At 73.0% G+C, this 12,391-nt stretch carries 11 protein-coding genes and 1 tRNA gene; 3 read left to right on the forward strand and 9 right to left on the reverse strand.

The features are described 5' to 3' along the window. Nucleotides 1-176: 176 nt before the first annotated feature. The 5 genes from pth to ACFVYI_RS26655 all read right to left on the reverse strand — a co-directional run bounded on the left by pth (nt 177) and on the right by ACFVYI_RS26655 (nt 4,593). Nucleotides 177-758, reverse strand: a complete 582-nt coding sequence (gene pth, locus ACFVYI_RS26635; RefSeq protein WP_387889950.1) for an aminoacyl-tRNA hydrolase — start codon at nt 756-758, stop codon at nt 177-179. A gap of 107 nt (nt 759-865) precedes the next feature. Further along, nucleotides 866-1,462 (reverse strand): 50S ribosomal protein L25/general stress protein Ctc, encoded by a 597-nt coding sequence (locus ACFVYI_RS26640; RefSeq protein ID WP_387889953.1) that lies wholly within the window; start codon nt 1,460-1,462, stop codon nt 866-868. A 281-nt stretch (nt 1,463-1,743) separates the two neighbouring features. Continuing rightward, complete coding sequence (locus tag ACFVYI_RS26645; RefSeq protein ID WP_387889955.1) at nt 1,744-2,721, reverse strand: ribose-phosphate diphosphokinase; 978 nt, start codon at nt 2,719-2,721, stop codon at nt 1,744-1,746. Between the two features lie 201 nt (nt 2,722-2,922). Beyond that, the gene (glmU, locus tag ACFVYI_RS26650; protein ID WP_387889957.1) at nt 2,923-4,380 is read right to left on the reverse strand and encodes a bifunctional UDP-N-acetylglucosamine diphosphorylase/glucosamine-1-phosphate N-acetyltransferase GlmU; all 1,458 of its coding nucleotides are present in this window, start codon (nt 4,378-4,380) and stop codon (nt 2,923-2,925) included. A 139-nt stretch (nt 4,381-4,519) separates the two neighbouring features. Further along, nucleotides 4,520-4,593: transfer RNA gene (locus tag ACFVYI_RS26655), tRNA-Gln, on the reverse strand. 238 nt (nt 4,594-4,831) lie between these two features. Here ACFVYI_RS26655 and ACFVYI_RS26660 point away from each other — a divergent pair. After that, nucleotides 4,832-5,803 (forward strand): acyl-CoA desaturase, encoded by a 972-nt coding sequence (locus ACFVYI_RS26660; RefSeq protein WP_387889960.1) that lies wholly within the window; start codon nt 4,832-4,834, stop codon nt 5,801-5,803. A 26-nt stretch (nt 5,804-5,829) separates the two neighbouring features. Further along, complete coding sequence (locus ACFVYI_RS26665) at nt 5,830-6,579, forward strand: TetR family transcriptional regulator (RefSeq protein ID WP_387889962.1); 750 nt, start codon at nt 5,830-5,832, stop codon at nt 6,577-6,579. 29 nt (nt 6,580-6,608) lie between these two features. Here the strand turns inward: ACFVYI_RS26665 and ACFVYI_RS26670 are convergent, their stop codons facing one another. Continuing rightward, on the reverse strand, nt 6,609-7,430 hold the full coding sequence (locus tag ACFVYI_RS26670) for a methyltransferase domain-containing protein (RefSeq protein WP_387889964.1): 822 nt from the start codon (nt 7,428-7,430) through the stop codon (nt 6,609-6,611). A 111-nt stretch (nt 7,431-7,541) separates the two neighbouring features. On the opposite strand from ACFVYI_RS26670, the gene ACFVYI_RS26675 reads away from it, so the two are divergent. After that, entirely contained in the window at nt 7,542-8,039 is a 498-nt protein-coding gene (locus tag ACFVYI_RS26675) for a MarR family transcriptional regulator (protein ID WP_329489314.1), read from the forward strand. A 19-nt stretch (nt 8,040-8,058) separates the two neighbouring features. Here the strand turns inward: ACFVYI_RS26675 and ACFVYI_RS26680 are convergent, their stop codons facing one another. The 3 genes from ACFVYI_RS26680 to ACFVYI_RS26690 form a co-directional block, all read right to left on the reverse strand. Further along, nucleotides 8,059-9,564: a polysaccharide biosynthesis protein gene (locus ACFVYI_RS26680; RefSeq protein WP_387889966.1), complete on the reverse strand. Its 1,506-nt coding sequence runs from the start codon at nt 9,562-9,564 to the stop codon at nt 8,059-8,061. Nucleotides 9,565-9,706: 142 nt separating this feature from the next. After that, complete coding sequence (locus tag ACFVYI_RS26685; protein ID WP_387889972.1) at nt 9,707-10,648, reverse strand: LuxR C-terminal-related transcriptional regulator; 942 nt, start codon at nt 10,646-10,648, stop codon at nt 9,707-9,709. A gap of 184 nt (nt 10,649-10,832) precedes the next feature. Beyond that, entirely contained in the window at nt 10,833-12,356 is a 1,524-nt protein-coding gene (locus tag ACFVYI_RS26690; RefSeq protein ID WP_387889974.1) for a DHA2 family efflux MFS transporter permease subunit, read from the reverse strand. Nucleotides 12,357-12,391 lie beyond the last annotated feature (35 nt).

Here is a 12,391-nt window from a genome sequence, read left to right on the forward strand (position 1 = left end):
TGGGGGCCAAGCGTTGTACGACTGTTGCGCGGCCGACCGCGTCCGGCGCCGCCCGCCTCCGCGGCGCCCCGGCAGGAGGTGTGCCGCGGGGACCTGGCCCCTTGCGGAACACCTCTCCTGACGTCCGGTCAGCCGATCGGGGCGGGCCCGCCCCGCACCGCCGGGAGGTACGGCGGTCAGGAGTTGTAGACGCCCTGGGCCCGCTCCAGACCGTCGGAGAGCAACGCCTCCACGGCGTCCGCCGAGCGGTCCACGAACCACTCCAGCTCCTTGCGCTCGGCGCCGGAGAAGTCCTTCAGGACGAAGTCCGCGACCTCCATCCGGCCCGGTGGCCGGCCGATCCCGCAGCGCACCCGGTAGTACTCCGGGCCCAGCGACTTGGTGATCGACTTCAGCCCGTTGTGGCCGTTGTCGCCGCCGCCGAGCTTCAGCCGCAGCGTGGCGTAGTCGATGTCCAGCTCGTCGTGGACGGCCACCACGGCCGAGGCCGGTGCCTTGTAGAAGTCCCGCAGGGCGGTCACCGGGCCGCCCGAGAGGTTCATGAAGGACATCGGCTTGGCCAGCACCACCCGTCGGCCCGACAGCCGCCCCTCGGCCACCTGGGCACGGCTCTTGTGCGCCTTGAACCTGGCACCCATCCGCTGCGCCAGCAGGTCCGCCACCATGAAGCCGATGTTGTGCCGGTTCCGGGCGTACTGCTCCCCCGGGTTGCCCAGCCCGACCACCAGCCAGGGGCCCTCGTACACGTCCTCGCTCATCGCATCGCTCCTCGTGCTCTCGCTCGTCGACATCATCCCGGACACACCGCTGCCCCGGCCGCTCCAGAACGGAGCGGCCGGGGCAGCGGTCAGACGGTGCGAGAGGCTCAGGCCTCGGCGCCGGCCTCGGCCTCGGCGGCCTCGGCGTCGGCGTCGGCCTGCGAGGCCTGGGCGCCGATGACCTGCAGCACGACGGTGTCGGCCTCGACGGCCAGCGTGGTGCCCTTGGGCAGCTCGATGTCACCGGCGGTGATCGAGGCGCCGGCCTCCAGGCCCTCGACCGAGACGGTCACGGACTCGGGCAGGTGGGTGGCCTCGGCCTCGATCGGCAGCGCGTTGAGGACGTGCTCCAGCAGGTTGCCGCCGGGGGCCAGCTCGCCCTCGGTGTGCACGGGGATCTCGACGGTGACCTTCTCGCCGCGCTTCACGAGCAGCAGGTCGACGTGCTCGATGGTGCGCTTGATGGCCTGGCGCTGGATGGCCTTCGGCAGGACGTACTCGTCCTTGCCCTCGATCGGAACGACCAGCAGGGCGTTCGGGGTCTTCAGGGCCATCATCAGGTCGTGGCCGGGCAGGTTCAGGTGAACCGGGGCGTGGCCGTGGCCGTAGACGACACCGGGGACCAGGCCGGCACGACGGGCCCGGCGGGCGGCGCCCTTGCCGAACTCGGAACGGGTCTCAGCGGCGATGCGGATCTCGGACACGACTGCACTCCTCGTGAAAACTGGCGCGGGGGTGCAGGCAACGCGAAAAACCGCCGGGACCACACCCACAGAACGGGGGTCACTCGGCGGCGCACGACCTCTGCCAACAACCGGCAGAACCGGCTCCAGCAGCGCGTCGATCACGGAGCGGGCACCCGACGAGCAGGCACACGGCATCCCTCGCCGAGCAGTTTCACGAGTCTAACCGCACGGGTGGCCTCCCGCGAAATCGGCGGCGGCCCCGGCCCCTGAGGGACCGGGGCCGCCTGCGCGGGGCTTCGTCAGTGCACACCCTCGAACAGGCTGGTGACCGAGCCGTCCTCGAACACCTCGCGGATCGCGGCGGCGATCGACGGGGCGATCGACAGCGTGGTGATCTTGTCCAGCTGGAGCTCGGCCGGGGTCGGCAGGGTGTTGGTGAACACGAACTCGCTGACCCGGGAGTTCTTCAGACGGTCCGCGGCCGGCCCGGAGAGCACACCGTGGGTGGCGGCCACGATCACGTCCGCGGCACCGTTCTCGAACAGCGCGTCGGCCGCGGCGCAGATGGTGCCGGCGGTGTCGATCATGTCGTCGACCAGGACGCAGACCCGGTCCTTGACGTCACCGACCACCTCGGCGGACAGGATGGTGTTGGCCTGCGTCATGTCGCGGCGCTTGTGGATGATCGCCAGCGGCGCACCCAGGCGGTCCGACCACTGGTCGGCGACCTTCACCCGGCCGGCGTCCGGGGACACCACGGTGAGCCGGTCGCGGTCGACCTTCTCGCCCACGTAGTCCGCCAGCAGCGGCAGCGCGAACAGGTGGTCCACCGGGCCGGAGAAGAAGCCCTGGATCTGCGCGGTGTGCAGGTCCACCGCCATGATCCGGTCCGCACCGGCCGTGGCCAGCAGGTCCGCGATCAGGCGGGCCGAGATGGGCTCGCGGCCCAGGTGCTTCTTGTCCTGGCGGGCGTAGCCGTAGAACGGCAGGATCGCGGTGATGCTCCGGGCCGAGGCCCGCTTCAGAGCATCGATCATGATCAGCTGTTCCATGATCCACTGGTTGATGGGAGCCGTGTGGCTCTGCATCACGAAACAGTCCGCACCGCGCGCCGAGTCCAGAAAGCGGACGTAGATCTCACCGTTGGCGAAGTCCAGGGCCTTGGTCGGAACCAGTTCGGTCCCGAGCGACTCGGCCACCTCCCTCGCCAGCTCAGGGTGGGCACGGCCGGAGAAGAGCTTGAGTTTCTTCTCACCCGACGTCGTGATCCCGCTCACTGCACCGTCTCCTCGCGTTGCTGACGCTGAACCCGTCCGCACCGCAGGCAGGCGCGAGCCCGCTGGCGATAGGGGTCGGGGAAATGTCGGTACGCCTGGACACGGGCGGTAAGCCCAGTGGCGCACGTATGTCCCCAAGGTTACGCGCCCGCGCAGAAACCGTCCGCCCCGGGACCGCTCCTCGGACTCCCGCCCGGCCCGTCAGGCCTCCCCGGCCTCCTGCGACGCGGCAGCCGCGGCCTGCGCCGATGTCGTCCCGGGGCGCTTGCGCTCCACCCAGCCGGCGATGTTGCGCTGCTGCGCCCGGCTCACGCCCAGCGCGCCGGCGGGGACGTCGCCGGTGATCACCGAGCCGGCCGCGGTGTAGGCGCCGTCACCGACCGTCACCGGCGCGATGAACATGTTGTCCGAACCGGTCCGGCAGTGCGCCCCGATCACCGTGCGGTGCTTGTTCACCCCGTCGTAGTTCACCGTGACGGAGGCCGCGCCGATGTTGGTGCCCTCGCCGATGGTGGCGTCCCCGATGTAGGACAGGTGCGGCACCTTGGCGCCCTCGCCCAGCTCCGAGTTCTTCACCTCGACGTAGGTGCCGACCTTCGCCTTGCGCGCCAGCCTCGCCCCCGGCCGCAGGTACGCGTACGGGCCGGCGGTGGCGAAGTCGCCCACCTCGGCGCCGTCCGCCGTGGTGTTGCTCACACGCGCGCCGGTGCCGATCCGGGTGTCCTTGATCGTCGAGTTCGGGCCCACCTCGCAGCCCTCGCCCAGATGGGTGGCGCCCTGCAGCTGGGTGCCCGGCAGGACCACGGCGTCCGGCTCGTAGGAGACCTGTACGTCGATCCAGGTGGTCGCCGGGTCCACCACCGTGACGCCCGCGCGCATCGCCCGGTCCAGCAGGCGGTCGTTCAGCAGGCGCCGGGCCTGGGCCAGCTGCACCCGGTCGTTGATGCCCAGGATGTCGCGGTGGTCCGCGGCCACCACGGCGCCGACCCGGTGGCCGGCCGTCCGCAGGATCTCCAGGGTGTCGGTGAGGTACTCCTCGCCCTGCACGTTGTCGGTGGTGACCCGGGACAGCGCCTCGGCCAGCAGCTTGGCGTCGAACGCGAAGACCCCCGAGTTGATCTCGTCGATCGTCCGCTGGGCGTCCGAGGCGTCCTTCTCCTCGACGATCGCCGCGACCGCGCCGTCCGCCTCGTCCCGCAGGATCCGCCCGTAGCCGAACGGGTCGGGGACGACGGCCGTCAGGACGGTGACGCCGTTGCCCTGCTCGGTGTGCGCCCCGGTGAGGGCCGCCAGCGTCGCGCCGGTCAGCAGCGGCGCGTCACCGGTGGTGACGATCACCGTGCCGTCCAGCTCCACCCCGTCGGCCGCCAGGGCCTCCAGCGCGGTGCGGACGGCGTGCCCGGTGCCCTTCTGCTCCTCCTGCACCACGGCGCGCGCCGCCGGGTAGTGCGCCTCCAGGTGCTCCTGCACCTTCTCCCGCATGTGCCCGACCACGACGACCAGCTGCCGCGGCGTCAACTCCTGTGCGGCCGCCACCGCGTGGCCCACCAGCGACCGCCCGCAGACCTCGTGCAGCACCTTGGGCAGGCTGTTCGACTTCATCCTGGTCCCGCCACCGGCGGCAAGCACGACAACGGCGGCAGGCGAATTGGCACTCACGGGGGGAGGCTCCTCAGTCGGTTCACAGAGAGGGCAGTGCAGCCCGGCCGGGACCCAGGCCGGTCGCCTTCGCACAGTCCGCCGAGCAGCCCCGACAATACCGGGGGGCGGGTGATACGCCCGAAACAGAGGCGTCTACTGGCTCCGCCGCTAGGATTCGAACCCAGACAAAGGCCTCCAAAGGGCCCTGTGCTGCCATTACACCACGGCGGATCGATCATCAACTCGCAGCGCCCGGGGCGCTTCGACACAGCCTAAGGGTTGCGGCCGCGTACCTCCACCATCCTGGCGCAGTCGACCCGGGCCGCGCGGATTCCGGGCGTTGTCCATCCAGTCGGGTGAAATACGCCGAGCCGCCCGCGGTCACGTATTCCCCTGACGGCCGAACGCAACCTACGATGCCGTAGGTTACGCAGACGTAACCTTCACCCCCCGCCCTCAAGGGACACCCATGACCATCCAGGCCGGCGAGGCGCGCGCCGATACCGCGCACTCCATCGATCCCGCCCCGACCCTGCTCTCCGCCACCCGCGGCGGAGAGAGCCAGGGGCTCGCCGAGCGGGTCGCGCTCGGGCTGTTCATCGCCGTACCGTTCGCCGCGCTCCTGGCGGCCGTGCCGGTGGCCTGGGGCTGGGGCCTGGGGTGGACCGACCTCGCGATCGCCACCGTCATGTACTTCCTCACCTGCCACGGCATCACGATCGGCTACCACCGCTACTTCACCCACGGCTCCTTCAAGGCCAACAAGGCCCTGCGGGTCGCCCTCGCCGTGGCCGGGTCGCTGGCCATCGAGGGGCCGCTGGTCCGCTGGGTGGCCGACCACCGCAAGCACCACCGGTACAGCGACAAGGACGGCGACCCGCACTCGCCGTGGCGCTACGGCGAGACCGTCCCCGCCCTGCTCAAGGGCCTCTGGTGGGCGCACATGGGCTGGCTCTTCGACGAGGAGCAGACCTCCCAGCTGAAGTACGCGCCGGACCTCGTCGACGACCCGGCCATAAGGCGGATCTCCCGGCTGTTCTGGCTCTGGACCACGATCTCGATGCTGCTCCCGCCCCTGGTCGGCGGGCTGGTCACGCTCTCCTGGCAGGGTGCGCTCTCCGCCTTCTTCTGGGGTTCGCTGGTCCGGGTCGCCCTGCTGCACCACGTCACCTGGTCGATCAACTCGATCTGCCACGCGATCGGCAGCCGCCCGTTCCGCTCCCGCGACCGCTCCGGGAACGTCTGGTGGCTGGCGGTGCTCTCCTGCGGCGAGTCCTGGCACAACCTGCACCACGCGGACCCGACCTCGGCCCGGCACGGCGTGCTGCGCGGCCAGGTCGACTCCTCGGCCCGGCTGATCCGCTGGTTCGAGCTGGCCGGCTGGGCCCGGGACGTCCGCTGGCCGGACGCGCAGCGGATCGCCGCCCGCCGCGCCGCATGAGGGCGCGCCTGCAGCATGATGTAGGGGTGAACGGGAGCAGCGCAGACAGCACAGGCGGCCACGAGAGCACGCGGACGGACGCCGCGCCCGATGCGGCGCAGGCCCGTCCGCGTGCCGCTGCCCCGGCGGGCGCGGCCGCGCCCGCGGGCCGCCGACGGGGCGGCCGGGTGCGGATGACCGGGAAGCAGCGGCGCGAGCAGCTGCTGGAGATCGGCCGGTCGGTGTTCGCGGAGCGCGGCTACGACGGCACCTCGGTGGAGGAGATCGCCGAGCGGGCCGGGGTGTCCAAGCCGGTGGTGTACGAGCACTTCGGGGGCAAGGAGGGGCTCTACGCGGTGGTGGTGGACCGCGAGATGCAGCTGCTGCTGGACATGGTGACGGGGGCGCTGACCGGCGGGCACTCGCGGGAGCTGCTGGAGCAGGCGGCGTTCGCGCTGATGGACTACATCGACACCTCGACGGACGGCTTCAAGATCCTGGTCCGGGACTCCCCGGTGGCCCAGTCGACCGGCACCTTCGCCTCGCTGATCAGCGACATCGCGACGCAGGTGGAGGACATCCTGGGCCTGGAGTTCAAGGCCCGGGGCTTCGACGCGCGGCTCGCCCCGATGTACTCGCAGATGCTGGTGGGGATGGTGGCGCTGACCGGCCAGTGGTGGCTGGAGGTGCGCAAGCCGCAGAAGGCCGAGGTCGCCGCCCACCTGGTGAACCTGGCCTGGCACGGCCTGGAGGGGATGGAGCGGCACCCGAAGCTGGTCGGCGACCGCAAGGCCTAGGGCCCCGGCCTCCCGGGGCCGCTCGTGCCCTACCGCTTCACGCCGACGGCGAAGATCCGCCGGAACGGGAAGACCGTGCCGTGCGGCCCGGCCGGGTAGGCCTCGCGGAGCAGGGCGCCGTACTCGGCGAGGAAGGCCGCCCGCTCGGCCGGGTCGGTGAGCCGGGTGAGCACGGGCCGCAGGGCGGTGCCCTTGACCCACTCCAGGACCGGGTCCGCACCCGGGAGCAGGGTGCTGTAGGTGGTCTCCCAGGCGTCGGTGGAGCAGCCGGCCCCGGCGAGGGCCGCCAGATACGCGCCGGGTTCGTGGACGCCGGCCCGGGTGGCCCCGTCGCCCAGGGCGTCGCGCCAGCGGGGGCTGCTGCGGAGCTCGGCGAGCAGGGTGTGGCTGGGCGCGTCGAAGTTGCCGGGCACCTGGAAGGCGACCACGCCGCCGGACTCCAGTGCCGCGGCCCAGCGGTTCAGCAGGTCGAGGTGCCCCGCGGGCCCGTCCTCCCCCTCCGGTGTGAAGCCGATCCACTGCAGGGCCGCGTTGGAGACGATCAGGTCCGGTGCGGCGGCGGCCGGGTCGTAGACGCGCGCGTCGGCGAGCAGGTAGTCCGCGGTGGGCTCGCCCTCGGTGCGGGCGGCGGCGAGCATCTCGGCGGAGTTGTCGACGCCGGTGATCCGGGCCCGGGGCCAGCGTTCGCGCAGGACGGCGGTGGAGTTGCCGGGGCCGCAGCCGATGTCCAGGATCGTGGCGGCCGCCTCGTGGGCCGGGGCGGGGACGCGGGCGAGCAGGTCGCGCAGCGGGCGGGTCCGTTCGTCGGCGAAGCGCAGGTACTGCTCCGGGTCCCAGACGGGGGTGCTCATGACCGACCTCGCAAGTATCTCGACATCAAGATATCCAGCCGCAGCTTCCACGTTACATTTCTCGATGTCAAGAGACTTCACATCGACACATCCCCCGATACACTGATCGTCATGGAGGACGAGGTCGACCGCCTGGTCGCAGCATGGCGCCGAGAGCGCCCCGACCTCGACGTGGAACCACTTGAGGTGCTCAGCCGGGTCAGCCGGCTCGCCCGGCACCTCGATCGTGCCCGCCGGACGGCCTTCGCCGAGCACGGCCTGGAGCCCTGGGAGTTCGACGTCCTGACGGCACTGCGACGGGCCGGCTCCCCCTACCAGCTCTCCCCAGGCCAGCTGCTCACCCAGACCCTGGTCACCTCCGGCACCATGACCAACCGGATCGACCGATTGACCGGCAAGGGCCTGGTCAAGCGCCTGCCCGACCCGGACGACCGGCGCGGCGTGCTGGTCCGGCTCACCGAGGACGGACGCGACCGGGCCGATCAGGCACTCGCCGGGCTGCTGGCGCACGAGCGCGAGCTGCTGGCCCAGCTCACCGGCACCCAGCAGGGCGAACTCGCCGGACTGCTGCGGCAGCTGGTCGCCCCCTTCGACAACATCCCGAGCTGACCCCCGACCCCGCCGGCCGTCAGAAACCGTCCGGGTACGGGGTGCTGAGCGCCGGCACCGGAGCCGGCTCAGACTCCGCGGTGCGGTAGCCGGGCAGCAGTTCGGCCAGCCGCCGGCGGACCTCCTCGTCGCTGTTGCCCACCGCCGCCTCGTACAGACCGGTCAGGCCGCCCGCGAGGTCCTCGGGGCCGGCGCCGCGCTCGGCCACGGTGGCGTAGATCCGGGCGTGCGCGGTGGGCAGCCGCTCCTCGCCCTCCGAGAACAGCGCCTCGTTCAGCTTCTCGCCCGCCCGCAGGCCGGTGTAGCGGATCTCCACCTCGTCCCGGCCCAGCTGCACCTGCTCGGCGAAGTTGTGCACCAGGTCGACGATCCGCACCGGCTCGCCCATGTCGAGCACGAAGACCTCACCGCCGCGGGCCATCCGACCGGACTCCAGCACCAGCCCGACGGCCTCCTCGATGGTCATGAAGAACCGCGTCACATCGGGGTGGGTGATGGTCACCGGGCCGCCGCTGCGCAGCTGCTCGGCCAGCACCGACAGCAGCGAGCCGCGCGAGCCCAGCACGTTGCCGAAGCGGACCGCGGAGAACACCCCGGTGCCGAGGTTGCGCGCGTCCCGCGCGTTCGCCTGCACGATCAGTTCGGCCAGCCGCTTGCTGGCGCCGAGCACCGAGGTCGGGTCGGCCGCCTTGTCGGTGGAGATCAGGACGAACCGCTCGACACCGGTGGCCAGCGCCGCCTCCACCAGGTGGTCGGTGCCCAGCACATTGGACTTGACCGCCTCACTGGGGTGGCGCTCCAACAGCGGCAGGTGCTTGTGCGCGGCGGCGTGGAAGACCACCTCGGGCTTGAGGTCGCGGAAGATCTGCTGGATCCGCGGCCGGTCCCGGATGTCCGCGATCACCAGTGACTCGTCGGTGAGCAGCGCCTCGCCCCAGATCTCCAGCTGGAGGCGGTGCAGGTTGGACTCGTCGTGGTCCAGCATGTAGAGCGCGCTCGGGTTGAACGCGTGGACCTGGCGGCAGAGTTCGCTGCCGATCGAGCCGCCGGCCCCGGTCACCAGCACCCGCCGGCCCTCGATCACGTCCCGGACGTCGGCGGAGACCACATGCACCTCGTGCCGACCGATCAGCCGGTTGACGTCCAGACTGCGCATGTCCGACCCGACCACCTCACGGCGCAGCGCGGCGAGGAAGGACGGCAGGTAGCGGACGGCGGCGCCGGCCGCGGCGGCGGCGGTGGCCAGGGCCCGGACCCGCTGCGGGGCGAGACCGGGGATGGCGAGCGCGACCGCCTGGACGCGGTGGCGGACGGCGAGCCCGGTGAGCTCGGCCAGGGTGCCGAGGACGGGCACGTCGCCCACCGACCGGCCGGCCTTGGCCGGGTCGTCGTCGAGCAGGCCGATCGGGTCGAGCCCGAACTCCGGTGTCCGGCCGAGGTCGCGGACCAGTGCCGTCCCGGCGGCGCCGGCTCCGACGATCAGGGTGCGCAGGCCCGTCGGTGGTGTCGCGGCGGGGGTGCTCACGGCCGGCGAGGGGGCGTCCGGACCCCCGTTCGCGCCGGGCTGGGCTGTGTGCGGGCGTGCGGAAGTGCTGTGCGGCGACATCTGTCCTCCGGATTTCCCTGACCTGACGGACCTGAGCCGGTACCTGGGTGTGACGGGCCGATCAGCCGGCGCCGGGAGCTGTGGTCGAGGCGACGGACGGCGGAGCTGTGGGCGCGGCCGGCTCGGAGGGGCTGACGCCCGCCCGCCGTGCGACCGCGACGGCGGCCAGGGTGGAGTGCACCCCGAGCTTGCCGAGGACGTTCTGCATGTGGGTGCGCACGGTGTGCGGGGAGAGGTAGAGCCGCTCGGCGACGGCCTGCCGGCCGAGGCCGGCGACCATACAGCGCAGGATCTGCTTCTCCCGGGGGGTGAGCGTGTCGACGAGGCGCTCGCTCTCGGTGCGGTCCCGCCGGGCGGTGGTGAGCTCCCGGATCACACCGGTGAGCAGGGCCGGCGGCAGGTGCGTCTCGTCGCGCAGCACGCCCCGGACCACGGCCAGCAGACGGGCCAGCGAACTCTCCTTGGCCACCCAGCCGGTGGCGCCGGCGTGCAGGGCGCGGGCGGCGCGGAGCGGGTCGTCGGCGGTGGCCAGGACGATCGCCCGCAGCGCGGGATGGTTGCGGCGGGCCCGGGCGAGCAGGGTGATCCCGTCGGGCACCGGGGCGGCGGGGTGGTACCGGTCGGGCGGGTACGGGGCGGTCGAACAGGCCGGGGGCGGGGTGGTGCGGGCCGGCGTGCCGAGGCCCGCGGGCGGTCCGGGGACGGCGGCCGGGCGGCGGGGTGCGGGCAGGGGGAGCGGCGGGCGACGGCGTACGGCGTCGGGCGGGTCCGCTCCGGGCTGGCGCGGTTTGCGCACCCCGTCGGACTCGGCGCCGAGGTCGGCATCGATCAGGACGACGTCGAAGCCCCGGCCCTCGGTGGCGGCGCGCTCCAGCGCCCGCTCCGCGGCGGCCGCACTGCCGGCCGCGCCGACCTCCACGTCGGGCTCGGCGGCGAGCGCCGCGGCCAGCGCCTCGGCGAAGATCCGGTGGTCGTCGACCACCAGGACGCGGATCCGCCCCATCGTCACTCCCCCCTGTTCGGCCGAGCCTGCGCCCGGGGCGCCGACCCGTCCCACCGCCGTGGCCCGGGTACTGCTCCGCCGCCCACCCCCCGGCTCCCGGGAGGACCAAAGCACCGACCCCCACCGGTACCGGAATCAGCGTACGGGGTGGGGGACGGCTCGGTGGGGGTTTGGTGAAGTTTCGTCAGGAGGTGCGAACTTGGCGTGACTTGGTACCCCCGGCGACGCCTTCCGGCGCGCGGCGGGAGAGCAGCAGCGCGGGCAGCAGGGCCAGCGCGAGCAGTGCGACGGCCCACCCGTAGGTCCCGCGGAAGGCCTCCGCGAGGTCGGGGGCGAGCGCGGCCCGCGCCGCCGGGTCCAGGGCCCGCACGGCGGCCAGGCCTCCGTCGGCCGCACCGGGCAGCCGGTCGGCCAGTGCCCCGGCGAGGAGGGCGGACATCAGCGCGGTGCCGACCGAGCCGGAGACCTGCTGGACGATGGTGACCAGGGTGCTGGCGGCCGGGACCTCGACCGGGGCGACGCTGCGGGTGGCGGCCGCCATGGCGGGCATCAGCGTCATGCCGATACCCGTCCCCATCACCACCAGGGCGGCGATCAGGCGCGGGTACGGGGTGTCGGCACCGACCTGGACGGTGAAGCCGAGGAAGCCGGTGGTGGCCACCGCGGCGCCGGCGAGCACGATCCGGCCCGGGGCGAAGCGGTCGGCCAGCCGCCCGGCGAACTGCATCGTGATGCCGGTGGCGAGCGCCTGCGGGATGCCCAGCAGACCGACCTCGGTCGCGCTCTGGCCGCGCAGCAGCTGGTAGTAGAGCGGGAGCAGCAGCATCGAACCGAAGTAGCCGCAGCCGAACAGGGCGATGGTGGCGGCGGGAGCGGCGAACGCCCGGCGGCCCAGGAGGCGCAGGTCGAGCAGCGGTTCACGGGTGGTCAGCGCCCGGACGACGAACCCGGCGACCAGGGCCGCCCCGGCCAGGACGGACACCGGACCGGCCGCGCCGGAGTCCCCGGGCCCGACGCCCAGTCCGTAGATCAGCGCGGCCAGGCCCGGGGAGAGCATCAGCAGGCCGGGCAGGTCCAGCCGGCGGCCGGCGGCCGCGCCGGCGTCGCGGGGCAGCAGCCGGGCGGCCAGGCCGAGCGCGAGCGCGCCGATCGGCAGGTTGACCAGGAAGACCCAGCGCCAGGAGGCCTCGTCGACCAGCCAGCCGCCCAGCACCGGCCCGGCGAGCGGGCCGATCAGCACGGGGATGCCGAGCACGCTCATGGTGCGCCCGGTGCGGGCCGGGTCGCAGGCCCGGAGCAGCACGGTCATCCCGACCGGCATCACCATGCCGCCGCCCAGCCCCTGGAGCACCCGGAAGGCGATCAGCGACGGGGCGTCCCAGGCCGCGCCGGCCAGCAGCGAGCCGAGCACGAAGAGGGCGAGCGCGGTCAGGTAGAGGCGCCGGGCACCGAAGCGTCCGATCGCCCAGGCGGTGACCGGCGTGACGGTGGCGAGCGCGAGGGTGTAGCCGGTGGTCACCCACTGGATGGTGGCCAGCGGGGCCCGGAAGTCCTCGGCGAGGCGGTTGAGCGCGACGTTGACGATCGTGGTGTCGAGGACGGTCATCAGCGAACCGAGGACCACAACCGCGGCGATCGCCGCGGTGCGCGGGCCGGGCGCGGTGGCCGCCTCGGCGGTGGCGGGTGCGGCGGTGCCGGTGGTGCTCATCGGTCCCCCCTTGGGCGACGGGCTTCGGGCTTCGG

Source organism: Kitasatospora sp. NPDC058218 (assembly GCF_042882445.1).
In the GTDB taxonomy this organism is placed as follows: Bacteria; Actinomycetota; Actinomycetes; order Streptomycetales; family Streptomycetaceae; genus Kitasatospora.

What these genes read in the sequence shown, in the direction of transcription:
- pth (WP_387889950.1), bottom strand. Translation starts at nt 758, where the DNA reads ATGAGCGAGGACGTGTACGAGGGCCCCTGGCTGGTGGTCGGGCTGGGC.
- ACFVYI_RS26660 (WP_387889960.1), top strand. Translation starts at nt 4,832, where the DNA reads ATGACCATCCAGGCCGGCGAGGCGCGCGCCGATACCGCGCACTCCATC.
- ACFVYI_RS26670 (WP_387889964.1), bottom strand. Translation starts at nt 7,430, where the DNA reads ATGAGCACCCCCGTCTGGGACCCGGAGCAGTACCTGCGCTTCGCCGAC.
- ACFVYI_RS26675 (WP_329489314.1), top strand. Translation starts at nt 7,542, where the DNA reads ATGGAGGACGAGGTCGACCGCCTGGTCGCAGCATGGCGCCGAGAGCGC.
- ACFVYI_RS26685 (WP_387889972.1), bottom strand. Translation starts at nt 10,648, where the DNA reads ATGGGGCGGATCCGCGTCCTGGTGGTCGACGACCACCGGATCTTCGCC.
- ACFVYI_RS26690 (WP_387889974.1), bottom strand. Translation starts at nt 12,356, where the DNA reads ATGAGCACCACCGGCACCGCCGCACCCGCCACCGCCGAGGCGGCCACC.